At 62.7% G+C, this 24,289-nt stretch carries 30 protein-coding genes; 18 read left to right on the top strand and 12 right to left on the bottom strand.

Going from position 1 to position 24,289, the window contains the following annotated elements:
• Positions 1-32 precede the first annotated feature (32 nt).
• On the top strand, positions 33-878 hold the full coding sequence (locus B4393_RS17600) for a helix-turn-helix transcriptional regulator (RefSeq protein WP_078335175.1): 846 nt from the start codon (positions 33-35) through the stop codon (positions 876-878).
• 18 nt (positions 879-896) lie between these two features.
• Here the strand turns inward: B4393_RS17600 and B4393_RS17595 are convergent, their stop codons facing one another.
• From B4393_RS17595 to B4393_RS17585, 3 genes are read right to left on the bottom strand one after another with little or no spacing between them, the layout of a single operon-like run.
• The gene (locus B4393_RS17595) at positions 897-1,307 is read right to left on the bottom strand and encodes an arsenate reductase ArsC (RefSeq protein WP_413816156.1); all 411 of its coding nucleotides are present in this window, start codon (positions 1,305-1,307) and stop codon (positions 897-899) included.
• Positions 1,307-2,413, bottom strand: a complete 1,107-nt coding sequence (arsB, locus tag B4393_RS17590; protein WP_078335173.1) for an ACR3 family arsenite efflux transporter — start codon at positions 2,411-2,413, stop codon at positions 1,307-1,309. Before arsB ends, B4393_RS17595 begins: the two co-directional genes overlap by 1 nt.
• Positions 2,410-2,865, bottom strand: a complete 456-nt coding sequence (locus tag B4393_RS17585; protein WP_078335377.1) for an ArsI/CadI family heavy metal resistance metalloenzyme — start codon at positions 2,863-2,865, stop codon at positions 2,410-2,412. The genes arsB and B4393_RS17585 overlap by 4 nt, the downstream gene beginning before the upstream one ends.
• A gap of 103 nt (positions 2,866-2,968) precedes the next feature.
• Between B4393_RS17585 and B4393_RS17580 the strand changes: the two genes are divergently transcribed.
• Positions 2,969-3,334, top strand: coding sequence for an Rv2640c family ArsR-like transcriptional regulator (locus B4393_RS17580; protein WP_078335172.1), 366 nt, complete (start codon positions 2,969-2,971; stop codon positions 3,332-3,334).
• Positions 3,335-3,354: 20 nt separating this feature from the next.
• On the opposite strand, the gene B4393_RS17575 is transcribed toward B4393_RS17580, so the two are convergent.
• Complete coding sequence (locus B4393_RS17575; protein ID WP_078335376.1) at positions 3,355-3,546, bottom strand: hypothetical protein; 192 nt, start codon at positions 3,544-3,546, stop codon at positions 3,355-3,357.
• A gap of 187 nt (positions 3,547-3,733) precedes the next feature.
• Between B4393_RS17575 and B4393_RS27560 the strand changes: the two genes are divergently transcribed.
• Complete coding sequence (locus B4393_RS27560; protein ID WP_133052602.1) at positions 3,734-3,940, top strand: hypothetical protein; 207 nt, start codon at positions 3,734-3,736, stop codon at positions 3,938-3,940.
• 38 nt (positions 3,941-3,978) lie between these two features.
• A complete protein-coding gene (locus tag B4393_RS17570) occupies positions 3,979-4,191 on the top strand; it encodes a TOBE domain-containing protein (RefSeq protein WP_078283026.1) in 213 nt (70 codons plus the stop codon).
• A 175-nt stretch (positions 4,192-4,366) separates the two neighbouring features.
• Here the strand turns inward: B4393_RS17570 and B4393_RS17565 are convergent, their stop codons facing one another.
• The gene (locus B4393_RS17565; RefSeq protein WP_078335171.1) at positions 4,367-5,251 is read right to left on the bottom strand and encodes a hypothetical protein; all 885 of its coding nucleotides are present in this window, start codon (positions 5,249-5,251) and stop codon (positions 4,367-4,369) included.
• A 149-nt stretch (positions 5,252-5,400) separates the two neighbouring features.
• Between B4393_RS17565 and B4393_RS17560 the strand changes: the two genes are divergently transcribed.
• Positions 5,401-6,312, top strand: a complete 912-nt coding sequence (locus tag B4393_RS17560) for a LysR family transcriptional regulator (protein WP_078335170.1) — start codon at positions 5,401-5,403, stop codon at positions 6,310-6,312.
• Between the two features lie 89 nt (positions 6,313-6,401).
• Here the strand turns inward: B4393_RS17560 and B4393_RS17555 are convergent, their stop codons facing one another.
• Positions 6,402-7,031 carry a hypothetical protein gene (locus B4393_RS17555; protein ID WP_133052601.1) on the bottom strand — a complete coding sequence of 210 codons (630 nt, stop codon included), beginning with the start codon at positions 7,029-7,031 and terminating at the stop codon, positions 6,402-6,404.
• A gap of 79 nt (positions 7,032-7,110) precedes the next feature.
• Between B4393_RS17555 and B4393_RS17550 the strand changes: the two genes are divergently transcribed.
• Entirely contained in the window at positions 7,111-8,274 is a 1,164-nt protein-coding gene (locus B4393_RS17550) for a hypothetical protein (RefSeq protein ID WP_078335168.1), read from the top strand.
• A gap of 382 nt (positions 8,275-8,656) precedes the next feature.
• Entirely contained in the window at positions 8,657-9,709 is a 1,053-nt protein-coding gene (locus tag B4393_RS17545; protein WP_078335167.1) for an acyltransferase family protein, read from the top strand.
• 88 nt (positions 9,710-9,797) lie between these two features.
• Here B4393_RS17545 and B4393_RS17540 read toward each other — a convergent pair whose 3' ends face one another.
• The gene (locus B4393_RS17540) at positions 9,798-10,157 is read right to left on the bottom strand and encodes a DUF5994 family protein (RefSeq protein ID WP_078283085.1); all 360 of its coding nucleotides are present in this window, start codon (positions 10,155-10,157) and stop codon (positions 9,798-9,800) included.
• Positions 10,158-10,613: 456 nt separating this feature from the next.
• Here B4393_RS17540 and B4393_RS17535 point away from each other — a divergent pair, with 456 nt between their 5' ends.
• Positions 10,614-11,597: an acyl-ACP desaturase gene (locus B4393_RS17535; protein ID WP_078335166.1), complete on the top strand. Its 984-nt coding sequence runs from the start codon at positions 10,614-10,616 to the stop codon at positions 11,595-11,597.
• A gap of 32 nt (positions 11,598-11,629) precedes the next feature.
• Here the strand turns inward: B4393_RS17535 and B4393_RS28395 are convergent, their stop codons facing one another.
• Entirely contained in the window at positions 11,630-11,848 is a 219-nt protein-coding gene (locus tag B4393_RS28395) for a hypothetical protein (RefSeq protein WP_078335165.1), read from the bottom strand.
• Positions 11,849-11,979: 131 nt separating this feature from the next.
• Here B4393_RS28395 and B4393_RS17525 point away from each other — a divergent pair, with 131 nt between their 5' ends.
• The 7 genes from B4393_RS17525 (at position 11,980) to B4393_RS17495 (ending at position 18,187) form a co-directional block, all read left to right on the top strand.
• On the top strand, positions 11,980-12,585 hold the full coding sequence (locus B4393_RS17525) for a class I SAM-dependent methyltransferase (protein ID WP_078335164.1): 606 nt from the start codon (positions 11,980-11,982) through the stop codon (positions 12,583-12,585).
• A gap of 68 nt (positions 12,586-12,653) precedes the next feature.
• Positions 12,654-13,271, top strand: coding sequence for a TetR/AcrR family transcriptional regulator (locus tag B4393_RS17520; RefSeq protein WP_078335163.1), 618 nt, complete (start codon positions 12,654-12,656; stop codon positions 13,269-13,271).
• Positions 13,272-13,296: 25 nt separating this feature from the next.
• Positions 13,297-14,172 (top strand): DUF1295 domain-containing protein, encoded by an 876-nt coding sequence (locus B4393_RS17515; RefSeq protein WP_078335162.1) that lies wholly within the window; start codon positions 13,297-13,299, stop codon positions 14,170-14,172.
• Positions 14,169-15,302 (top strand): FAD-dependent oxidoreductase, encoded by a 1,134-nt coding sequence (locus B4393_RS17510; RefSeq protein WP_078335161.1) that lies wholly within the window; start codon positions 14,169-14,171, stop codon positions 15,300-15,302. Before B4393_RS17515 ends, B4393_RS17510 begins: the two co-directional genes overlap by 4 nt.
• Positions 15,303-15,510: 208 nt before the next feature.
• The gene (locus B4393_RS17505) at positions 15,511-16,491 is read left to right on the top strand and encodes a nitrilase-related carbon-nitrogen hydrolase (RefSeq protein ID WP_078335160.1); all 981 of its coding nucleotides are present in this window, start codon (positions 15,511-15,513) and stop codon (positions 16,489-16,491) included.
• Entirely contained in the window at positions 16,491-17,513 is a 1,023-nt protein-coding gene (locus B4393_RS17500) for an agmatine deiminase family protein (RefSeq protein ID WP_078335159.1), read from the top strand. The genes B4393_RS17505 and B4393_RS17500 overlap by 1 nt, the downstream gene beginning before the upstream one ends.
• Before the next feature lie 65 nt (positions 17,514-17,578).
• Positions 17,579-18,187, top strand: a complete 609-nt coding sequence (locus B4393_RS17495) for a TetR/AcrR family transcriptional regulator (RefSeq protein ID WP_078335158.1) — start codon at positions 17,579-17,581, stop codon at positions 18,185-18,187.
• Between the two features lie 9 nt (positions 18,188-18,196).
• Here the strand turns inward: B4393_RS17495 and B4393_RS17490 are convergent, their stop codons facing one another.
• The 4 genes from B4393_RS17490 to B4393_RS17475 all read right to left on the bottom strand — a co-directional run bounded on the left by B4393_RS17490 (position 18,197) and on the right by B4393_RS17475 (position 20,936).
• Complete coding sequence (locus B4393_RS17490) at positions 18,197-18,649, bottom strand: TIGR03618 family F420-dependent PPOX class oxidoreductase (protein ID WP_078335157.1); 453 nt, start codon at positions 18,647-18,649, stop codon at positions 18,197-18,199.
• A 60-nt stretch (positions 18,650-18,709) separates the two neighbouring features.
• Entirely contained in the window at positions 18,710-20,071 is a 1,362-nt protein-coding gene (locus B4393_RS17485) for an amino acid permease (RefSeq protein WP_078335156.1), read from the bottom strand.
• A gap of 86 nt (positions 20,072-20,157) precedes the next feature.
• The gene (locus tag B4393_RS17480) at positions 20,158-20,424 is read right to left on the bottom strand and encodes a YdeI/OmpD-associated family protein (protein ID WP_078335155.1); all 267 of its coding nucleotides are present in this window, start codon (positions 20,422-20,424) and stop codon (positions 20,158-20,160) included.
• The gene (locus B4393_RS17475) at positions 20,421-20,936 is read right to left on the bottom strand and encodes a hypothetical protein (protein ID WP_070939875.1); all 516 of its coding nucleotides are present in this window, start codon (positions 20,934-20,936) and stop codon (positions 20,421-20,423) included. The genes B4393_RS17480 and B4393_RS17475 overlap by 4 nt, the downstream gene beginning before the upstream one ends.
• Positions 20,937-21,094: 158 nt before the next feature.
• Here B4393_RS17475 and B4393_RS17470 point away from each other — a divergent pair, with 158 nt between their 5' ends.
• The 3 genes from B4393_RS17470 to B4393_RS17460 form a co-directional block, all read left to right on the top strand.
• On the top strand, positions 21,095-22,096 hold the full coding sequence (locus B4393_RS17470; protein WP_078335154.1) for an alpha/beta fold hydrolase: 1,002 nt from the start codon (positions 21,095-21,097) through the stop codon (positions 22,094-22,096).
• Between the two features lie 58 nt (positions 22,097-22,154).
• Positions 22,155-23,600: an Hsp70 family protein gene (locus B4393_RS17465; protein ID WP_078335153.1), complete on the top strand. Its 1,446-nt coding sequence runs from the start codon at positions 22,155-22,157 to the stop codon at positions 23,598-23,600.
• A 131-nt stretch (positions 23,601-23,731) separates the two neighbouring features.
• Positions 23,732-24,289: DUF1345 domain-containing protein (locus B4393_RS17460; protein ID WP_078335375.1), on the top strand; the 558-nt coding region annotated here is incomplete at its 3' end.

Below are 24,289 nucleotides of genomic sequence, written 5' to 3'. Positions count from 1 at the left end.
ACTACTAGTACTGAGACTAATAGGATCAGCCCATGGCGGGAATGGATGAGCGGCGCAGGGAACTCGGCGCGTTCTTGCGTACCCGTCGTGAGCATCTGGTCCGTGTCGACCACGGGTTACCTCCCGTCGGCCGCGCACGCACCAGTGGATTGCGCCGCGAGGAGATCGCGGTGCTGTCAGGGGTGAGCGTGACCTGGTACACGTGGCTCGAGCAGGGGCGCGATATCAACCCCTCCCGGCAGGTGCTCGAGGCCATCGCCCTGAACATGCGACTTTCCGCGGCCGAGCGCGGCTACGTGCTGGAGCTGGCAGGTTTCGCGGCCCTGCCGACCAATGCCGCACCCGATCCGGCTCCCCTACCCGATCACCTGTCGAGATTGATCGACGGTCTGCTGCCCTCCCCCGCCTTTGTCGTATCACCGGACTGGAACATCGGCGGGTGGAACCGCGCCTACGAGATCCTGTACCCGAACATCGCCGAGACACCGCCGCAAGATCGAAATCTGTTGCAGTTCATCTTCACCGACCCGTACGTGCGGCAGATGTTGCCCGATTGGCCGACGACGAGTAGGCGGTTCCTTGCCGAGTATCGTGCCGAGGCGGGCGCGCTGCTCGGCGACCCGGCGCATGTCGCGTTGGTGGAGCGCCTTCGCGAACAGAGCACCGAATTCGCACAAGCATGGGCACAGCACGAGATTGGGCGATTCACCTCACGGGAACGGCGATTCCACCACCCTGACGCGGGCGAATTAACCTTCGAACATCACCGACTCACGCCGTCCGACGTCCCCAATGTGCACATCGTTATCTACTTCCCGTTGCATGACACAGATACCCGCGACAAACTCGAGGCGCTGCTGTCGCGGGGCACCGAGTAGCAACCAACCAACGCCGGGTTAGGTGACCGTGATGCCGAGCTCGGTTAGCAGGTGCCGGACCCGCCGCTCAATGTCATCGCGGATGGGGCGGACCGCTTCGACGGACCGTCCGGCTGGGTCCGGCAGCTCCCAGTTCTCGTAACGCTTTCCGGGAAAGTATGGGCAGGTGTCTCCGCAGCCCATGGTGATCACGACGTCGGCAGTCTGCACGGTCTCGTCAGTCCAGGGTTTGGGATATTCATGGGTGATGTCGATACCGACCTCACCCATGGCTTCAATTGCCGCCGCGTTGATTTCATCGGCGGGCTCTGACCCGCCGGACAGCCCGATGGCGTTGTCTCCGGCGAGCCGGGTGAAGAATCCCAGGGCCATCTGCGAGCGGCCGGCATTGTGGGTGCACAAGAACAGCACCGTGGGCTTTCCGTCGATCATCGTTCGGTTACTTCCTCTGGGGCGGCCGGAGATGAAACGTGGTGGAGTTCATGATCGAATCGGTGCCGCAGTGCCAGTGATACATACACCAGTCCAACCAGGACGGGGACTTCGATGAGGGGGCCCACGACGCCTGCGAGGGCCTGGCCGGAGGTTGCGCCATAGGTGGCGATTGCCACGGCGATGGCCAGCTCGAAGTTGTTGCCCGCCGCGGTGAATGCGAGCGTAGCCGTGCGCGGATATCCGAGCCTGAGGGCCGCCCCCAACAGATAGCCGCCGCCCCACATGATCGCGAAGTAGGCCAGCAGCGGCACCGCGATACGGGCCACATCCCATGGGTGGGAGGAAATTGGGGAACCCTGCAGGGAGAACAGGATCACGATGGTGAACAGCAGGCCCCACAACGCCCAAGGGCTGACGATGGGTAGGAAGCGGGTTTCGTACCACTGGCGCCCCTTGGCGCGTTCCCCGAAGCGCCGTGAGAGGTATCCCGCCGTAAGCGGGATGCCCAGGAAAATGAGCACGGATGTGGCGATCTGCCAGGGCGAGGTTGCGATAGTGGTTTGCGGCAGGTGCAGCCAGCCGGGCAGCACCGACAGATAGAACCAGCCCAGCACCGCGAACATCACTACCTGGAACATCGAATTGAGTGCCACCAGCACGGCGGCGGCTTCGCGGTCCCCGCACGCCAGATCGTTCCAGATGATCACCATCGCAATACATCTGGCTAGGCCGACGATGATCAGGCCGGTACGGTACTCCGGCAGGTCTGCCAGCAGCAGCCACGCGAGGGCGAACATCAGTGCTGGGCCAAGCACCCAGTTCAAGACCAAGGAGCCGATCAAGAGCTTGCGGTCGCCGGTGACGGTGTCGAGGCGGTCGTAGCGGACCTTGGCCAGCACCGGATACATCATGACGAGCAGACCTATCGCGATCGGCAATGAGATCCCTTCGACCTGAACCTTTTCCAATGCTGAGTTCAAGCCGGGCATCCAGCGCCCGAGCAGCAATCCGGCGGCCATCGCCATTCCGATCCACACAGGCAAGAACCGGTCGAGGGTCGACAACTTGCCCGGCGCAGCATCGGTGACAGCCCGAGTCATTGGGGAGTGCAACACGATGCGGGCGCCGGCACGTCGAGGGGCAGGTCGGGGTTATCGGCGTGTGGCTGAGGGGTGGCGCCGAAGGTCTCCGAATCGGCCAACACCGTGTAGATCTCCCACTTCTCGGCATCGGGCGCGGTGACCCACACCTTGTCCTGTGTGGCGAAACAGCACGTGGTGCCGATCTCTTCTTCGGTGAACATTCCCGCCCGGGTCAGGCGAGCGATCTCGTCGTGCACTTGTTCGCTGGAGTCGACCTGGACCCCGAGATGGTTGATGGTGCCGCCATGACCCGGATTCTCCAGGAGCACCAGCTTCAGCGGCGGCGAATCGATCGAGAAGTTGGCGTAGCCCGGTTTCCGTTTTGCCGGTTCTACACCAAACAGTTTGGAATAGAACACAATTGATGCGTCGAGGTCGTCAACATTCAACGCCAGCTGCACACGAGACACCAAAGCCACCTCCACAACTAATGAGATATTTATCGAACCAGTCGGCCAATGGCCAGTGTGCCACGTCTTTGACATATGTCAAAGCATTGGGGATGCTGGAGCCATGCCCAAGGCACTCCCCCTGGTGGATACGTCCGCGCCCGTGTGTTGCGCGCCCGTCGCGGCAGGCCCGATGTCCGACGAACAAGCCCTTGAGGTCGCACTGCGACTCAAGGCCCTCGCCGACCCGGTGCGGGTCAAGATCATGTCCCAACTCTTCAGCGCCCCCGACCGCGAGATCATCAGTGGCGACCTTGCCGGACTGCTTGGACTCACTGAATCGACCGTCAGCCACCACATGGGCCAGCTTCGCAAAGCGGGCCTGATTGAGTCAGATCGACGCGGTATGAATGTCTTTCACCGACCGGTGCCCGATGCGCTCACCGCACTCTGTACCGTCCTGGACCCCAGCTGCTGCCAGCAGCAGTAGCACTCCCATGCGTGCAGTACTCACGCGAAGGTCTGGAGGCCGAGCGCGGTGAAGTCGACCTCGACCTCGTCACCGTCCCGCTCAATCTTGCAATAGCCACTGCGGCGCAGCTCCTCCAGCACATGCCACGGCGGCTCGTCGTCAGGCAGGTACCAACCGATCGCGGTAGGCCACTCTCGGTCATGGTGGTGGTCGACGAGTTGGTCTACCAACGCGCTGGCGTCGGGACTGAGCTGAGCGGGCGCTTCCTTCTTGCCTCGCCTACGGGAGAACCATGTCATTGCGGCAGTGTACGTGGCGGCGCCGTCGCGATTCGCTGCCGCAATAGCGTGGGGCGCGGGCCCACTTGCCCCTCGCAATATACTTGGAATTGTTGCGGCCCAACGACATAATGCGGGTGTGCCTTCACGTGCCCGACTCCGATTGTGGGCGCAGGTGCCGCCGGCACTGCGGGACGTCATTCTGGATTTCCGCTGGGATCACGCGCGGTTGCACACATTGGATCTGCCCGTACACACCGTCGCGCACGCCGGGCTGGCCTGGCTCCTGGACCTACCGTTCTGGTCGGCCCGCGGCGTCAGCCGTCGATCTAGCCGGGTTTACTAGCCTGAACGGACATCCCGACACCGACGTAAGGACATGTCATGCGCCTGTCTACCCGCAATCAGCTGACCGGAACGATCACCGAGGTGAACGTTGGCACCGTGATGGCCATTGTGAAGATCCGGCTCGACGGAGGCGATCAGGTCGTCACGTCGTCGATCACCAAGGACGCGGTGGCCGACCTCGGGCTCACCGTTGGCCAGGCGGCCACCGTGTTCATCAAGTCCACCGAAGTCACCGTGGGAGTCGAGTAACTCGGCTTGGCGGACGGCCCGGTCACTCCCCTGCCCGGTTACGTTGTTCTCAGCGGGATCTCAGCGGCTTGCGGGCATTCTCACGTCATGTCCGATACATACACAGCAATCGGCACCTGCGGGCAGAACCAGATGATCTCTGCTGTGAACAACTGTGTTTCGTGGACGCACGAGGTCATTGAGCAGGCTCCGACGCCAGCGCCTGGCTGTTCTCGGCCGCACCGAACACTGCTACGGCTACCGCGGAAACGACCGCAGCGACGAACGCGACGGCAACGAGCCAGCCCATTCCGGGGCGCGCGGTGTCGCCCAACAGCACGACGCCGATAACACCGGGCACTACCGTCTCTCCGACGACCAATGCGGCCGCTGCTCCGTTGACCGAACCAATCTGTAGCGCGACGGTGAATAGGTAGAACCCACCCACGCCCGCGATGACCACCGCATAGGCCGCGGGATCGGCGAGTAGCACCTTCGGGCTCAGCGGCTCGATACCGTTCACCACCCGCACCGCGATAGCCATCCCTCCATACAGGATGCCCGCCAACGACCCGGCGGGAATCGCAGCCCGGGTTCCGAGTAGGCGAATCAGCCCAATTCCTGTGAGCAGTACGGTGATTGAGGTGATCAGTACACCCCAGTGAAATGCCGGTGGCGCAGAGTCGTCGCCGAGCGGACCTGCTGTCGCGCCGAGCACACATAGCGACAACAGGACGGCGGTGATCGCGAGCCAGTCCCGCCGCTGCAGACGAACACCCAGGACCGCGATGCCGAGCACCGCGGTGACCGCCAGGTTCGCGCTCATGATCGTTTGGGACAGGAACAGCGGAATCAGCCGAGCCGAAACCAGACTGCCCGCGAAGCCGACGAGATCGAGAACCATGCCGGCAATAAACGCGGGAGTCAGCGCGGCGGCGACGGTCGATCGAAGTGTCGGCCCATGGTCACCGGCCGGTTCGTGAGTCTTTGCGCCGGCTTGACGGGCACCGTAACCCTGCAACACCGACGCTGTTCCGTATCCGAGGCACGCGAGCAACGCCGCCGCGATGCCGATCAGCATGGGACAGTCGCGTCATAACGGGGTTCGGTTGTCGGCATCGGACGATTGTATTTGCCGAGTCCAGCTGGTGGGGTTGGAGATCCGGTCTTGGCTGAACCCAGCCCGGATATCAGGCCTGATCAAGATCAGTGTGACGATATGCTCGTCGCGTGAGTGTGCGAAGCCTAAATCTGGATGATTTGCGCTGCTTCGTAGCGGTCGCACACAGATTGAGCTTCTCCCAGGCGGCACGGGAGCTGCATCTGACGCCTTCTGTTCTTAGTAGACGGATAAGCAATGCAGAGCGGGTTCTCAGCGCAAACCTGTTTGTTCGCGACACCCGCTCGGTCACGCTCACCCATGAGGGCGCCAGGCTGCTTCCTCTTGCGCAGGAAGTGATTGAGAAGTTCGACAGGATGCCTGATGAGATTTCTAAGGGGCCGCTGCCGGTCAGAAAGATCCGCTGCGGTATCCCCCCATGGCTTCCTCCGGTGTTGCAGGCCAAACTGACCGGTTTCGGGGAGAGTAATACCGAGAAATTCAAGCTCACCCAGGCGCCCCTGGTGAGTGCCGACATCATCGACGGGATACTGCACGAGAGGCTGGATTTCGGGTTCGTCAGGCCGAACTCTCAGGCCACGGTGCTGTCCTACACCACTGTCTGGAAAGAACGAATCGGCGCGGTGCTCTCGCGAGAGCAGTTCGCCTCTCGCAAATCGATCGCTGTAGCGGAGCTTCTCGCGCTGGATTACATCGGCGATCGGCGTGACAGTGACACCGAGTACCGGCGCGATGTAGAAACAGAGTTGGACAAGCATGGGCAGCTCAAACGGGCAGAATTTACGCTCGGCGACGGCGCGCGGGTCAAACATGGCATTGCGGCAGGTGAGGCCTTCAACCTGGCTCCGATGCCTTCAGCGGGTGAACCCAACACGCTGGAATACGACGAATTGGTCCTTGTTCCGATATCAGATCTGAGTTTCCGGCTCTTGACGTGCTTGACGTACCGGGACGACACAGCCAGGCGCGATCGCGGGTTACAGGACGTGCTCGACACGATCATTCTCATGTTCCGCGAGTAGTTCTCTTGTCTGCGAACCCTCGCGGAGAAAGTCACCGGACGGGTTGTAGATGGCCTTGCTACGGTCGACCGGGCCGATGGCATATCGAGTCATCGCCGGATCTCGTACCCAAGAGACAAGGGCGGGATCGACGCCGGTGGCCCGGTATCGACTTCGCTTGTGGTCGCCGGTATCGCTGACTGCGACTGCGCCGTAAGCAGTTTGAAGTTCCAGAAGTCGCCTGATGGCACCAGGATCGTGGCCCACATCGCTGCCACCGCCGCGAGCACCGTCGGTATCTGTGTTGCGGACACCCGGTGCTCGGTGATCGGCGCGCTACCAGGCTCTCCCAGTGCGTCCGAGGGAAGTGACCCGTAGCCGTTGCCAACTAGATCCGCGAGATGGCCAGTGGACAGTCGGGCATTGGTCTGGAATCGGAATGGCGCATCTCCACGCGGAAATGCCTCGCCGGCGATGAGTGTCGATGAGGCCATCAATCTCGGTGCTGATCGATCGATGAGGTCGACGCGGACCTCTACGGGCTCACCCCTGGCGACCGTGGTTCGCGACCGCTCGATCGCTCCCGCGACGAGACCGAAGCCGATCAGCGTGGGTAGCACCGCTACCAGCAGGAACCATCCACCCGAGTAGGCGCCGAGAGCAACACCGGCACCCAGGCACGCACCGCCGCCGATTCCACGAATAATCGGCTTCACCGAAACCGTTGCTGCAGAAGACATTGAGGTCACCCTACGCAACTGATTCTGTCGGCGAATCACACGGTAGCGTTCCTGTCATGCGTTGCAGGAGCCGGCAGTGATGAGCACCGCCGATGCCCGGGTGCACGACTCATTGGCTCTGGTTACCCGCACCGAGTACGTCAGCGGCCTTGCCCGTGCGCGGGTTCCGCTCGGCGCGGTCCTGCTGGTCGCGGCGTTGGTATTGCTGCCCGTGCTGGCTCTTGCGGGAGTCGATGCCCTGGTTGTCGTACTGGTGGTGGGTGGACTGTTGAGCGGCTCGTTCGCGGTGGCAGCGCTAGGACCGTTGGTGCAGCGGCGGTCTGCGGTGCGGCTCGGTGTGGTGGACGGTCAGATCCTGATCGGTACCGAGGACAGCAAGGATGTGGTGCGGCCACTGAACGAACTCGTCGACGTGGCGCTCTCCCTCGACCAATCCCCCGACACCCGCGTATCACCCGTTGACTGCGATCTACGAATTCGAGGGATCCGTTACCTGCAGTTGACATTCGACGACGGCCTGGCCTATCACGTGGCGTTGTTGGAGACCGATCCGGTGGCCGCTGAGATTCGGAGGCGGCTCGAACGTGCGCAGCCCAAAGCACAGTCAGCGTCGACGGACTCCAAACCGTCTGAGCAGCAACGCACAAGGACCGAGCGACCACCGAAACCCGTGAAACCACGGCACACGGCCGAGACCGAGGACCGGGAGCTGATCACGCCGGCGGCATCTCCGGCAGCCGACATTCGGCTGTGGGAAGCAGCGCGTGTGGCGCATCGCCGGGTGCTCTCCGAATACGGCGCCTATGAGCTCGAGCCGGAGCGATATTTGCGCTACCCGGGTGTCACCGACATCGGGCGGGTGCCGGTGATGGACTTTCATTCAGCACTGGGCGAGGCACAGGCGCTGGCCACGGACGAGTATCCGAATGATGCCGCCTACGCAGGCAGATACCGCGCTGCGGTCGAGGCACTGCGGCGTGCGTGGGTGCGTTGTGAACGCGATGGCAAGGCCGCGGGCACAAGCTATCTGGACGGCGACGACCAAGCCGACCTCTGTACCGCCGCGAAGCTCTATACCCACGCGCACGCGACCGATCACCCGGGCGAGAAACACTCCTATCTGCGTAAGGTGCAGCAGATCCTGGTGGATTTGGATGAACGTGGATGTGTGCAACTGCCGCGGCCTATGACTGCAGCGATAGAGGCGCAGGCACTGCTGGCACTCGAACCCGGCACCCGCTGAGGGATCCCACCACTAAGCGCGGCCGCCGAAGACGTTTGACGGGCACCGGCAGCAAATGAGCCCTTAGGCGCCGTCTTTCACCTCAAATTTGCCGCCGTTAGCTAGGGCGCGAAAACCATTCACGTCGATAACAGCGGGGATCCCATCGGACCTCGCACTGTTGAATATGGCTTCCACGTGCAACGTCCACGTTGGTAAAGCATGTTGTGTAACTACCGGCATTCGCTCATTTGATTTTAGAAAAGCCCGACGTATTCGTAAACAACTTGAGTGTTGGCGTTGTCATGATTTCCGAGGTGAGGCGGCACCAGCGCCACACGCGATTGTGCAGTATGTTCTTTTAACAAAAGTAAAGACACCGCATCGGCGCCCAAGGAGGTTTATGAAGCTTGGGCAGGTATTTGATCCGCGCCGCAACGCTCTAACCTCATGGCGTCTCATTCTCGCTATTGGCGTGGTCTTCTGGCATTCGTGGCCACTTACCGGCCGTGAAATCGGTTACGAACCAGTGGCCCGATTGCTTGGCGATATATTTGCCGACGGCTTCTTCGTCATTTCCGGGTTTCTCATCACCGCAGCCTGGATACGTCGTCCGAACTTGAAGGAGTATTGGTCGTCGCGTGTCCTGCGGATCTTCCCCGGCCTCTGGATATGCCTGATGGTGATCGCTTTCGTCATCGCGCCGATTGCGGCGAGGGTTCAGCACACCTCCCTCGCCTTCTCGTCGGAGCTCGGCTACGTGGTCAACAACGGCCTTCTCAATGTGGCCTATTTCGATATCGACGGCACCCCCACCGACGTGCCGTATCCCGGAGTGTGGAACGGCTCCATCTGGACGTTGTTCTTCGTGCTGCTCTGCGACGTGATGGTCTCCGTACTCGGAGTGACAGGTCTCCTGAAGCGGCGGTGGGTGATTCTCATCCTGCTGGTCGTGGCGCTGTTCTGTTCCGCCCACTTCTCGTACACACCCGATTCGTACACCTGGCCGCAGATGCTGTCGCGTTTCTTTGTCGTGTTCCTTGCGGGCGCCTTGTTCTACCAGTACCAGGACAAGATTCCCGTCCGCTGGTGGTTGGTCGTATTGAGCGTCGCGGTTGTTGGGGCGTCGGCTCTCATGCAGAACTACCGCGTGATCGGCGCCCTGCCGCTCGCCTACGCCGTCATCGCCTCCGGAGCACTCATCCGGAGGACGCGACTACGCAACGACCTGTCATATGGCGTGTACATCTACGCATTCCCGATTCAACAGTTGCTGGCCGCCTTCGGGCTGGCGAGGTTCAATCCGTTCTTGTTCTTCATCCTCGCTACCGCAGCCACCCTCCCCGTTGCCGCATTGAGCTGGTTCGTCGTGGAGAAACGCGCCATGGCACTGAAAGCCCGGATTTTTCGCAGAGTCGTTGTCTCGCCTAGTGCGCAGCGGTCGACGGTGCCCTGAGGGCAACGCGAGCCGCGTTGGCGTCGAGAGTTCTGTTGCGGACAGCAATTACGAAGGCGCCGCTGGACGTGTCAGGCCTGCGGAATTCTCAGGCAGCCATAACTATTCGGAGCGCGGTGGTGACTTCGCCCTCCTTGGGAGAATCAAGCAGGGGCATCTGCGCAGCCAAGCGCATGACAGTCATTGCGAGAATCTTGTTGGTGTGCGACGGCACCATCAGCATCCTGATCGTCCGGTGTTCACCCCGGAGCGTGATCACCCAATGAAACGGCTGACCCGCGAGGTGCGGAGGCATAGCGGCCGACCTCATGCTCGATCGAGGTGAGCCGGCCTTCCAGTTCAGTGATACCTGGCTAACCGCACCGATGTGCGCGGCTAGCCCCTCAATCAACGGTGACAGCTCTCGCGCGATCAATCTGTCGTCCTGCGGCCACCACGCGCCGTTCATCCTGCCGGTCTTACGAGGGCCCAACGTGAAGCGGATCGGCGGTCCGGGGTACTCCGTCTGTCTCTGTGCCTGTGTCTGTGTCATACGTACTCTCTGTCTCTCCGCGGGGCTCAGACAAAGGGATTTGTATGAGGCAAACAGTTAGGGCCAGGTTTATGCCGTGGTGATCGGTATGTCACGGACATTACCCCCATTTACGGGACATGCCAGCGGTGGTTTGTAACTGCCTGGGGTGCAATGATTTTAGATGCCGCGTACCGCAACCTGCGGGCCGAACCGGCGATTGCGGAATCTGCCGGCCATGTTCGAGTGCCGATTCGGGATGTTACGAATTGGACGCACGATTGCGCGTAACGGCCCGCGGCCGGCTGCGACATGATAGATTTCTGTAACCGCTGGATACGGGTACTGGTAGTTGCAGTTTCTGTCTGGCTCCCCGATCTGAGGAACGTATCCATGCAGAAGGCCTTTACCGACCTGGAGCTGCTCCACGCGCTTGAGCCTGTGGTCGAGGAGAATGTCCATCGGCACCTCGGGGTCACCAAGGACTGGAACCCGCACGACTACGTCCCGTGGTCCGAGGGCAAGAACTACAAGGCCCTGGGCGGTCAGGACTGGGATCCGGAGCAGTCCAAGCTGTCGGAGTTGGCGAAGATCGCGATGATCACCAACCTGTTGACCGAGGACAACCTGCCCTCGTATCACCGTGAGATCGCGATGAACTTCACCATGGACGGACCGTGGGGTACCTGGGTCAACCGCTGGACCGCGGAAGAAAACCGCCACGGCATCGCCATCCGCGACTACCTGGTGGTGACCCGCTCGGTCGATCCGATCGAGTTGGAGAAGCTGCGCATCGCGCAAATGACCAGCGGGTTCTCCCCCGGCCAGAACCGTCAGAACATACCGTTCTCGGACAGCCTATTCGACTCGGTGGTCTACGTGACGTTCCAGGAGCTGGCCACCCGCGTCTCGCACCGCAACACCGGTAAGGCCTGCGCCGAGCCCGTCGCCGATGAGCTGCTCAAACGCATCTCCACCGACGAGAACCTGCACATGATCTTCTACCGCAACATGGTCTCGGCCGGCCTGGAAATCGCCCCCAACCAAGCGGTCCAGGCTGTCCATAAGGTGCTCGACAACTTCACGATGCCCGGCTACACCATCCCCGGATTCCGCCGCAACGCCGTAGCCATCGCCACCGGCGGCGTCTACGACCCGCAGTCGCACCTCGACGAGGTCGTGCTGCCGGTGCTGCGCAAATGGCGCATCTTCGAGCGCGACGACATCAACGGCGAGGGCGAGTGGTACCGCGAGGACCTGGCACGCATCATTGGCGAGCTGAAGAAAACCTCGTCCGACTTCGAGGAAGTCAAGGCCAAGTACCTGGACCGCCAGGCCAAGCGCGCCGAGCGCAACGCCTCCAAAGTGCTTGTTTAAGTTGAGAACTGCCGGGTAAACGCGTCCCCAGATTAGGGCCAGCCGAATCCGGGTGTACCAAATCCCATTCCAAATCCGTCGTCGCCGGGCCACATCCACGGTGATGTGACGTCGTCGTCATCCCGGGATTGTGTGCATGCGGCATCGGGTCCCAGGCCTCCGGAGAACTGACATGGTGGCTCTGCCCAGGCCGGTACGGCCAGTGCGACCATGGCCATCAATATTGCTGAGGCGCACGCGCGGTAATGCATCTCCTAGACCCCTTCTTTACGTCAGTGACCTGCGGGGTTGCCATTGAGATTAACACCAGAATCGGCGTGCGACCGGTTATCCAGTGATCGGTTCACACATGCCGACCTGCGCCCCTTGCGACAATGACTGCATGGTTGAACAGAGCCTCTGGATGCAAAAGGTCGCGGCCAATCCAAACCATTCGCAGTGGTACATCGAGCGCTTTCGCTCGATGGCCCGCGAGGGGGCGGATTTGGCGGGTGAGGCTCGGCTCGTGGATGCGCTGGTACCTCGTGGTGCCCGGATTCTCGACGCAGGCTGCGGCTCCGGCCGAGTGGGCGGATTCCTTGCTGCGGCCGGTCACGACGTGGTCGGTGTCGACGTCGACCCAGTGCTCATCGCGGCGGCCGAACATGACCATCCGGGCCCGCGTTGGCTCGTAGGCGATCTCGCCGAACTCGATCTGCCCTCGCGTGGGATCGCCGAACCGTTCGACATCATCGTGTCGGCAGGCAACGTCATGGCTTTCCTTGCTCCGAGCACCCGCGCGCAGGTATTGGGCCGATTGTGCGCGCATCTGTCGACCGACGGTCGGGCCGTAATCGGATTCGGCGCCGGCCGCGACTACGAGTTCAGTCGGTTCTTCGACGACGCTGCGGAGGCCGGCCTCGTCCCGGAACTGTTGCTGTCCACGTGGGACCTGCGGCCGTTCACCGACAAGTCGGACTTTCTCGTCGCGCTGCTTCGGGTCGCATGACTCGTTGACAGTCACTGTCATATAGTCATATGGTGCCAGCGGGCCGGCACTGCTGAAGGGAGCCCCCCATGGGTGACTCCGGCGGCTCCTTGCGTGACCGGCAGCGCACACAGATTCGAGCGGACATCAGGCGCTCTGCGTTTCGATTGTTTGTCGAACGCGGGTATGACGCCGTAACCACCGAAGAAATCGCCTCAGCGGCAGGAGTTTCGGCGCGCACCTTCTTTCGGCACATTCCGACTAAAGAGGAGCTACTCCTGGGGCCGGTACGTCACGGCGGCGCCGCGATCGTCGATCTTCTGGAGCGCAGACCCGCGCGGGAGTCTCCTGACCTCGCGATGATCAACTGCATCGTCGAGCACGCCCGGCTCTTTGATGAGGACGATGTCGAGGAGTGGCGGCAGGCTCTGTTGGTTGCCCCGGAATTCCTTCACAAGCTGACCCTCAATACGCCCGCGGATCGGGAGCGCGCCGCGAAGTTGCTCGCGGCACGGATGGGTGTTGACACCGACGCCGACATGCGACCTGGTTTGTTGGCTCAGCTTGCCTTTGCCGCAGGCGACTATGGATTTCGGCAATGGGTGAAACAGACCGGACACCGGCAGCCTCTCGGTCGGTTTCTCTCCGAAGCTCTGGAAGCAGTCAAGAGCCCGCATTGGAAGGGAAACCACGGTCGTGACTTCTAGGTCTAGGGGGAACGGCGCGACCGCTATGCGCGGCAAGGCGCAATCGCTGGCCTTGGTGGGCGCGGCCTACCTCGTCGCCGTGGGGGTGGGCGCCGCATGGCTGATCTGGGGTCCGAGTACGGGACGCATGTGGCTGGATACCTTGATCGCCGACGTCTTGGCCACCGTCGCAATATTCGTGTTCAGCAGGCTGTACCGCAATTCGAGCTTTTATGACGCCTACTGGAGCGTGATACCTCCACTGCTGCTGATCTATTGGTGGAGCCAATCCGGTGTGCACGAACTGCGCTGTTGGCTCCTCGCGGCGGTAGTCGCCCTATGGTCCGTGCGTCTCACGGCCAACTGGGTGTATTCGTTTCCTGGTCTGCACCATGAGGATTGGCGTTACCCCATGCTGCGCGCCAGCGCTGGGCGATGGAGCTTCCTGGCCGATCTGGGGGCGATCCATCTCATTCCCACGTTACTGGTTTTCGCCGGGATGCTGCCGGCATATGCCACGGTGACGCGCCCCGGAGGAGATCTGCGCTGGCTGACGGCGATCGCGTGTGTCGTCGGTCTTGGGGCGGTTGCCCTGGAGCTGGTCGCCGACACACAGATGCATCGGTTTACCCGTGGTCGTCGACCCGGTGAGGTGATGGACCGCGGCCTATGGTCGTGGTCCCGCCATCCCAACTACTTCGGAGAGTTCAGTTTCTGGCTTTCCGTGGCGCTCTTCGGTGTTGCGACATCTCCCGCTGACGCGTGGTGGCTGGGCCTCGGCGCGGTGGCCATGTTGGGCATGTTCCTGGGTTCCAGCATCCCGATGATGGAACAGCGCAGTCTGCAACGGCGACCCGAGTATCAGGACGTGATCGCGCGGGTGTCACGGTTTGTGCCGCGCCCGCCGCGGATATCAGCGTGAGCCGCCGACGAGTCGTCGTCGCCGGGCTCGGCGACAGCGGCCTACTGACCGCGATCCGGCTCGCTCGGCACAACGATGTCGTGGGCATCTCCGCCAAGCCCGGATTGGTCAGCGGGCAAGAGCTGGGTGTACGGCTGTCGCGTCCCGACGAGTGGACACGCAACTATTGGATCCCGTTTGAGCGGTTCCGCGCACTGGACGGCGTGCGTACTGTGCACGCCACGCTTACCGGTGTCAACCTTGGCGCCCGAACGGTTTTCGCCCAGAACCCGGACGGCTCAGCGCTAACCGAACCGTATGACACGTTGATCATCTCGACCGGAGTCAGCAACGGGTTCTGGCGACAGCCGAGTCTGCAGTCGAGCACCGATGTGGCCGAGGACCTGCGTGCGGCGCACCAGCGGTTGATCTCGGCACGCTCGGTCATCGTGATCGGCGGAGGGGCCGCCGCCGTGAGCAGCGCCGCGAACCTGGCGATGACATGGCCGAATCTACGAGTTGATCTGTACTTTCCCGGCGAGCGCGCGCTGACGCAGCACGCGCCGCGAGTGTGGGACCGGATTCGTCGGCGACTGAACGAACTACACGTTGGATTGCACCCAGGACACCGGGCACTCATCCCCGAGGGATTCGCGTGCGACCGGATCACCGACCAGCCGGTTCAGTGGAGCTCGGGGCAATCGCCGGCGTCCGCCGGAGCGGTGGTGTGGGCAACCGGTCGCGTGCGCCCCAATACGGATTGGCTGCCTCCTGAGCTACGCGATGAGCATGGCTTTGTGCGGGTGACGCCCCAGCTGCAGGTTCCCGGCCATCGCAATATCTTCGCAGTCGGAGACGTCGCGGCAACGGACCCGCTCCGGGCATCCGCCCGTAATCGTGCCGATCACCTTGTGGCTCACAATGTTCGGGCCGCGGCCTCCGGCCGGCCGATGCGGACATACCGTCCAGCGGCACATCGTTGGGGCTCGGTGCTCGGGGCGCAGCCCGACGGACTGGAAGTTTTCGCTCCGTCCGGTCACGCATTTCGCTTCCCCGCGTGGTCGGTCGAACGTGTACTGCAGCCTTGGATCGTCAGCCGCGGTATCTACCGCGGCATCCGCGATACTCCACGGAAGGACTCACCCGCATAAGTCTCGGCAGCACGGTCCTTGTGGCCTACGCCGACTTGCAGCGTCACGATCTGAGCGGCCTGAGCGATCAACCCTTTCATGCACCCGGTGGGCGCCAGTGCGTACTCCCCCGTATGAGGTGCGCAAGTGCACCCAGAATCAATCTTGACTGAATTTTCAGTTTGTTCTACCGTCGCTGTAGTGAGTGATCACCTCAGGAGGTAATGCAATGCCCACATCGGCATTTGTCGTCGAAACCGCATCCACACCGCCAACGTCGCCGGCACGTGTACGCGACCCACAGCGTGCGCCGCTGCGAGTCGGCCTGGTGCAGCACCGCTGGCTCGCCGATCCGCAGCACCTGCGCGACCAACTTTTTGAAGGCATCCGGCTGGCTGCCGCAGAGGGCGCAAAGGCGGTGTTCCTGCCGGAGCTGACACTGTCCCGTTACCCCGCGGATGTACGGGCAGACGCGAACCCGGGTACAAGTGCCGAGGACCTGTTGTCCGGACCGACATTCACCTTTGCCGCGCAGGCCGCGAAGGAGAACGGCGTGCTGGTGCACGCCTCGCTGTACGAACGCGCCGATGCCGCCGACGGGCTCGGCTATAACACCGCCATCCTGGTATCACCTGGCGGTGAGCTAGTCGGGCGCACCCGGAAACTGCACATTCCCATCACTACGGGTTATTACGAGGACACCTATTTTCGCGCCGGACCCGCCGAAGATGCGTATCCGCTGTACCGCCCGGCCGAACTCGATGGCGCCGCAGTCGGTATGCCTACCTGCTGGGACGAGTGGTTTCCCGAGGTCTCGCGGATGTACTCGCTGGCGGGCGCGGAGATCCTGGTCTACCCCACAGCGATCGGCTCGGAGCCCGCGTTCCCGGCATTTGATACTCGACCACTGTGGCAGCACGTGATCGTCGGGAACGGGATCACCGCGGGGACATTCATGATCGTGCCCAATCGCTTCGGCGATGAGGGAAGCGTGAACTTCTATGGATCTTCGTTCATTTCCGATCCATACGGCCGGATTCTCGCACAGGCCCCGCGTGATGCGGCAGCGGTGTTGGTGGCAGATTTGGACCTCGAGCAGCGCCAAGATTGGCTAGATCTGTTCCCGTTCAACATAACTCGTAGACCCGACACCTACGACCGGCTGGCAGTGCCGGTCGATATGGCGAACCCCTACGGTTCACAAGCATGATGAACTGGCGGATGCCGTCGGAAACAGCCGCGCAGGAACGTATCTGGATGGCGTTTCCGCCGCAGGGTGCCACCGTCTTCGAGAACGCGGAATCCGCGCACGAGGCACGCACCGCATGGGCCGCGGTCGCACACGCCATCCTCGACTTCGAGCCGGTCTCGATGATCGTCGACCCGGCCGATCGTGCCGCCGCACGCACGTATCTCTCGCGGGAGATCGAGCTGTTCGAAGCGTCGCTCGACGATGCCTGGATGAGAGATATCGGCCCCAGCTTTGTGCGCGGCGCAGACGGTCGGCTGGGTGCGGTGGACTGGGTATTCAACGGATGGGGTGCCTGCGACTGGGCGCGCTGGGACAACGACGCACACATCGGCGGGATTGTCGGCCGGCTCGCCGGAGCGGAGATTGTCTCCTCCCCCTTGGTCAACGAGGGTGGCGGCATCCAGGTCGACGGCGAGGGCACGGTGCTCGTCACCGAGACCGTGCAGCTCGATCCCGCACGTAATCCCGGACTGGACAAGCCTGCGGTGGAAGCAGAATTGGCACGTACGATCGGCGCGCGGCATGTGATTTGGCTGCCCCGCGGGCTGACTCGTGATGCCGAGCGGTTCGGCACGAATGGCCACGTCGACATTGTGGTCGCCATCCCGTCGCCGGGCCGGCTGCTGGTACACGCACAGAACAACGCCGCGCATCCGGACCACGAGGTCACCAAGGAGATCGTCGACCTGCTGGCGCAGAGCCATGACGCTCGGGGAAAACCGTGGGAAATAACGCGAATCCCAGCACCGGAGGTACTTCGCGACGGCGAGGGTTGGGTGGATTACAGCTACATCAACCATCTTGTCGTCAACGACGGCGTGATCGCCTGCAAGTTCGGCGATCCGGCCGACGACACCGCCAAAGACATTCTCGCCGAGGAGTACCCGGGCCGCCGAGTGGTGACGGTGGATGCGCGCGAGATCTTCGCGCGCGGCGGTGGTATCCACTGCATCACCCAGCAGCAGCCAGCCCTGTCCTGATGGCTGGGGGCGGAAGCATTCCCTAGCATGTAGCGAGTTGTTCAGCGTGGAAGGGAGTGTGTCGGGTGACCAGTCGACAGGATGCGATCCTGCAGGCCAGCGCCGCCGCCATCGCCGAGAACGGTGTCCGAGGCCTGCGCGTCAGCGACATCGCGCGAGTCGCTGGGGTCTCGTCGGGCTTGCTCTACTACCACTTCAAGGACCGTGATGGCCTGCTCGCAGCGGCCCTCACCTACATCAACGACCAGGCGCGCGCGTACCGACAGGCTGCCAGCGGTTCCGGTGTATCGCGCGGCCAGCTCATTGAGCACATTCTCGGAGAGATCCAGGACTCCGCCGCGGTAGTGGAGAACTCGTTGGTCTGGAACGAATTACGTGCTTGCGCGGTCTACGAGGAACCGATGCGCGAACCCCTTGCGCGAACATCCGAAGAATGGACACGTGAAACCGCTGCCGCCATCCGTGCCACCCAGGACATCGGCGAGGTATCCGAAGTTGTGGACGCCGAGCGCACGGCATCGGTCCTCAATGCGCTCACCGAGGGTCTGGTGTCCCGCTGGCTCTCCCGCGAGCTCACCGCTGAAGAAGCGCGGGGGCACCTGCGCACCACGGCCGAGATGATGCTCCCTGCCGGTGACCGCAGCCCAAAGAGGACTGCCAGGGTCCGGAAATAGCCGAGCCCACTACCCGTTCGTCGGATTGGAGTAGACGCGGCGCGCTGTGATGAGGACAGCCGCCCGTCGTTCCTCTGCCATCACACGGTCGTAGGTATCCCAGTCGTCATGTGTACCGCCGGCTGCTTGAAAGATGTTGCGCAGCAGGAGTCGTAGCGCCTCGCCGTCGACACCGGGCTGTGGGTCATCGGGACCGATGATCTCGGTGTCGCCTTCCACGGTTACCCACCGCCAGCCCGCGCGCACGACGATGGTGGCGCGCGGATCGGCACGCAGATGGTCCAGCTTTCTGGTGCCCCCTGCCGCTACCAACGCGACGACCGGTTCGCCCGTACGCGGATGTGGCATGACGCCGGCATTGATCACCGACGACTGAACACTGCCGTCGCCCCGAACCGTGCTCAACACGCAGAGGCCGTGATCGAGGTCGACCAACTCGGAGAACGCGGATATGTCCGTCATGACGAGGAACTCCTTACGTGAGCTGTTCGAGCGCCCTTCCAACTGTAAGCCTCCCCTGCATCACCCAGTCTGGCGTGATACCCGGTAGCCGACCGTGAGCAACAGCAGCCAGGCTGCCCCGACGAAGAGTGCGACTCGGGTATCCGCACTGAAGCCCAGCAGGATCATGACGAATACCAGGAACGCGGTCGCGAACACCTGTAGGTACGGCCAGCCAGGTACCGGAAAGGAGGGGGCAGCAGATATATCGGTGGGTGCCGATAGCGCCCGGAACCTAAAGTGCGACAAAAGGATCATCAGCCAGACAAAGATCGTCGCGAAGGTGGCGACCGAGGCGATCATGACGAAAACGCGTTCCTCAATCGCATAGTTCAACACCACACCGATGAGCAAAGCCACCGTTATGACCACCACGGTCATCCACGGGACACCGTTGCGCGATACCTGCCGCATGATCGCAGGAGCCTGGCCCCGCTGAGCCATCCCGTAGATCATCCGCCCGGCGGCAAAAATGTCGCTGTTGATCGCGGACAGCGCCGCGGTGACCACAACGACGTTCAGCACGGTCGCGGCCGAATTGAACCCCAGCCCTTCAAATATCTGGACGAACGGGCTGCTGTTCGAATCGATCGACCGCCAGGGATACAGGGACATGATCACCGCGAGTGTCAGAACATAGAACAGGATGATGCGCACCGGAACCGTGTTGATGGCCTGGGGAATCGTGCGCGCGGGATCTTTGGCCTCACCCGCGGTGACCCCGATGATCTCGGTACCACCGAACGCAAACATCACGATCATGAAGCTGCCCACGAACCCTGCCAGCCCGTGGGGAAAGAACCCGCCGTCGTTCCACAAATTTGCGACGCCTTGCGGTGCACCGCGATCGGTGGATGTCCCCCACAGCAGGATTGCGATACCGCCACCGATCATCGCCACGATGGCCAAGACCTTCACCAAGCTGAGCCAGAACTCGACCTCGCCGAACACTTTGACACTCAGGAGATTTATCGCGCCGATGAAGAAGATGATCGACAACACCCAGATCCAGCGGGGCACCTCGGGAAACCAGAAACCCATGTAGACACCGAACGCGGTGACGTCAGCCAGACAGACGACGACCATCTCCAGGGCGTAGGTCCAGCCGGTGAGAAACCCGGCCATCGGCCCCATGTATTGCGTCGCATATTCGCCGAATGATCCGGCGACTGGGCTGCGTACCGCCATCTCCCCCAGGGACCGCAGCACCAGGTAAATCACGGCCCCGCCCAACAGATACGCCAGCAGTACCGAGGGGCCCGCTTGCCGGATAGCTTCTGCCGATCCGTAGAACAGCCCCGTCCCGATGGCCGAACCCAACGCGATGAAGCGGATATGGCGAGCGGAGAGCCCCCGCATGAGCGTCTCCGACGTGCTGTTCACGGGGGCGAACTCCTATCGCGTGGCAGCACGCAGGTGTAAGGGACAACAAGCAAGTTAGCTGAGTCTAGGTGCTCTGCTGGTGGCGATTACTTGCCGTTGCGCTCGCGGTGCTTGCACCCAGGCCAGCAGCAGGGTCGGCGCTTGCCTTCTTCCAGTTCTTCCTGGGTCCGCCGAATGCGGCGTTCCCGGGTGGCCTCTTGCTTGGCATCTTCGACCCAGCAGATGAACTCGTTGCGCCCCAGCGGCGTGATGTCCTGCCACAAAGCCAGCGCCGTGGGGTTCTCGATCAACGCCGTGCGTAGATCCGTAGGCAGCTCGTGCACCACCCCACCTGCGATCTTCGGGCCGCTCACGGTGTGGTGCCCGCCGGAGCAGGACCTGTCGGCTCGTATCCGGGAGGCGGGGGCTCGTTCAGGGAGTGATACCCGGGCGGCAGCGGCGGTCCGGACGGCTCCGGCGCCGCATATGGGTCCCGGATTCTCCCGGGGTTCGAGGACTCCGGTGCGTTCGTGGAGATGTACCCCGGTGGCAACTGAGGTGCCGGGCCCGCGCCCGCGGGACGTCCGGCCACACCCTCGGGCGTATCGAGCGGACCGTCATGGGCCTGATGCCAGAGGTCGCGAATGGCACCCAGCGGACCCCCGGACCCCGAGCCGTACGTCGGGTTGGCGATCTCTGGCACCAAGGGTTGTGCTGGCGGTGGCGGCGGTGGACCCAGAGGTTGCGCCGCGGACGCAGCCGCATCCGGAGTCGCCGGCCCGGGCGGGGGGCCCGGCACCACGGGATCGGCCCCGGATGGGGCCGACAGGGATAGCGCGGCGCCGGCGACGATTACGCCAGCGACGAACAGCTTGGCTGCGTCCATCGAGCCATCGTCGCATAGACAATTTGCAACCGCTGGTCAGTGGCGGTGCGACGATATCCAAACTCCATGTCACGCGTAACCCGGGCGCGGTAAAGTCCCACGCCGTCGTCACCTGGTGGTCGACGCCAACAGGCCACTTACAGAATCGGTTCCCTGACATGATCAGCAGACGCGGATTTTCCAAGGTGGCACTTGCCGCAGCGGTCGGTGCGACCACCCTTGGGGCATGCTCGAACGGCGCCAGTGTCGACACGACGCGCCCGCGGACAGAGTTCCCGCCCCTCAAACAGATCGATGCCGGGCTGCTCACTGTGGGGTACGTCGACGAGGGCCCGGCCGACGGGCCGCCGGTAATCCTGCTGCACGGCTGGCCGTACGACATTCACAGTTATCTCGATGTGGTACCGCTGTTGACCGCCAAGGGTTTTCGGGTGCTGGTGCCGTATCTGCGTGGCTACGGCAGCACCCACTTCAGGTCCGGCGACACATTCCGCAACGGGCAGCAGGCCGCACTTGCCACCGATGTCATCGATTTCATGGACGCGCTGAAGATTCCGGCGGCCATCTTGGGCGGGTTCGACTGGGGTGCCCGCAACGCCGATATCGTCGCCGCCATCTGGCCCGAACGAGTCAAAGCGCTCGTCCCGGTGAGCGGCTACGTCATCGTCAACCTGGAGGCCAACCAGCAGCCACTCTCGCCGCAGGCGGAGCTGGGCTGGTGGTATCAGTACTACTTCGCCACCGACCGCGGCCTGCGTGGCTATCGCCAGAACACCCGCGACTTCAACAAGCTCATTTGGCACAACGCCTCACCGACGTGGAAATTCGACGATGACACCTATGACCGCTCGGCCGCCGCATTCGACAATCCCGACCATGTCGACATCGTGATCCATAACTATCGGTGGCGGCTCGGCCTGGCCAAGGGCGAGCCGCGCTATGACGCCGTCGAGGGCAAGCTGGCGGCCAAGCCCACCATCGGCGTGCCAACCATCACGATCGGCAGTGATTTCGATGGGCCGGCTAAGGATGGAGCGGCCTACCGAAAGATGTTCACGGGCAAGTACGCGCACCGTGTACTTGACGGGATCGGACACAACGTCCCGCAAGAAGCGCCCCGGGAATTCGCCGCCGCCATCATCGATGCAAGCGCCCTCTAGGCGTCTGCCCTGTGATGGCCCGCCTAGAATCACCAAGGAACAGGCGAACAGGTAGGGAATGAACTCACTCGGAATGTCGATCGGGGCTACACAGCTGGTTGCTACCGATGGGGACCCGGGCGGCGTTCCCGTCGTGCGAAGTTCACTGCTCACCCTGCATGAGGACCGGCCCTCGGAGGTTGGTGTCCCGAAGGAGCCAGGTCTGGGGCTCGCCGGATTCGTCGACCGCGTTGGTGATCCGGTGGGAATCGTTGGCGCCGATGGATCCGTGCACAGTGCCGACTGGGTCATGGCCGAGGCCATCAGAGTCATGATCGCCGACGCGGCCGTGGTCGCGAACTTCGACAGTCCACCGGCACTCGCGGCTGCCGTACCCGCGCATTGGGGTGCGCCCGCCATTGCCGCGTTGCGTGCCGCCATAGACAAGGTGCCCGCGCTGGCGCCGGGCGGTCAGCCCATGAAGCTGGTGCCAGACGCACGCGCCGCGCTGTTGAGCGTGCGTGATCGTGTCCCTAATCATGGTGTCGTCGTGATCTGCGATTTCGGCGGAACCGGTACCAGCATCACGCTGGCCGATGCGGCAGGCAGCGGTGCGCCGATAGGCCAGACCGTTCGCTTTCGTGACTTCTCCGGGCAGCGGATCGACCAGGAACTTTTGGCGCAGGTCTTGACCGGCCTCAATCAGGATCCGGATCGAACCGCCTCGCTGGGAGCGTTGACGCGCTTGCGTGATCGCTGTCGCGCCGCCAAAGAGCATCTGTCGACCGACACCACAACGGTTGTTCCGGTTGAGTTGCCGGGGCTGTCCGCCGATGTGCGGCTCACCCGCAGCGAGCTGGAAGAGCTTATCCGCGAGCCGCTTTCGGCATTGATCGGCAAGATCCAGGAAACCTTGGAATCTCACAACATCACACCTGCCGGCGTCAGCGCTGTCCTCACCGTTGGCGGTGGCTCCGGTATCCCCCTTGTCACTCAACAGCTTTCAGAACGACTGCGATGCCCGATCGTCGCAGCACCACAGCCTCAGCTCGCCGCAGCCTACGGTGCCGCGCTCATGGCCGGTCAACCCGACGAAACGCCCCCTGCGGACGCAACAATGCTGTCGCCCGAAGCGACCATGATGCGGCCGGTGCCTGCGGGTGAGGAAACCGCCAAGAGCCCGGCATCGGCGCCCATCGACACCGTCGAGTCCGGCGGCCTGGCCTGGTCCGAAGCCGATACATCTCCGGAACTAGAGGAGTACCAGGACTACTCGGCGCCGACGACGGAAGCACGGCCCGAAGTGATGTTCAGCCCGGCGCCGGGTGACTATCGCGATGCCGAACCGGTGCATTGGTTCCAGCGGCCGATCCTCTGGTTTCTGGCCGCGGCGGTGTTCTCGGCGGCGGTGTTCACCGCCCTGTTCATCGCATGGCAGGACCGCGACGAGGCCCCCGCGCCAAGCAACCGGACGTCGACCACGACTACGGCTCCTACGACGGCAACGAGTACGCCGAACCCCTAGTAGGACTTGAATCCTGGCCCAGGCCAATCGGTGTGAGTTATTAAGTAAGAGCGAGAAGGCATGATGTGCCTTCCGTTTTTCGTGTTCGCGCTGTTGGATGTCGGGATGACGGTGTTCTTGCGGGAGCGGTTATGACCGGGGCCAAACGATTCTGGATTGCGCTTGTGGCGGGCATGACCGCAGGCGTGTTGACGTGGGTGTTGTTGCAGCGTTGGCAGGTTGGGCTGCTCACCGTCGCCATTGTGACAGCGGCCATCAACGTAGTGTGGTCGCTCGTTGTGTTGTGGCCCATGGATCCCGACGAAACGCGCGCCCGCGCACGTAGCGAGGATATGGACGACGAGCTCGGTGATCTGGCGATGCTGCTGATTCTGGTGGCCAGTCTGGCGGCAATCGGAATACTCCTGATCTCCGCCAACGATGAAGACAAGGGCGCCTACGCCGGACTGTGCATCGGAGCCATCCTGACGGTGTGGGCGATGCTGCACACGATCTACGCCGCCCGATATGCGCGCATCTACTATCAGGGCACTGTCGGCGGTATCGACTTCAACTCCGACGTCCGGCCTCGCTATGTCGACTTCTACTACTTCGCTTTCAACCTCGGCATGACCTATCAGGTGTCCGATACGGCCGTCACCGCGTCCCACATCCGCGACGTGGTGTTAAAGCACTGCCTCTTCAGCTAC

Origin of the sequence: Mycobacteroides franklinii (assembly GCF_002013895.1) — a bacterium.
Lineage (GTDB): Bacteria > Actinomycetota > Actinomycetes > Mycobacteriales > Mycobacteriaceae > Mycobacterium > Mycobacterium franklinii.
This window is presented reverse-complemented; position numbering and strand designations above follow the sequence as displayed.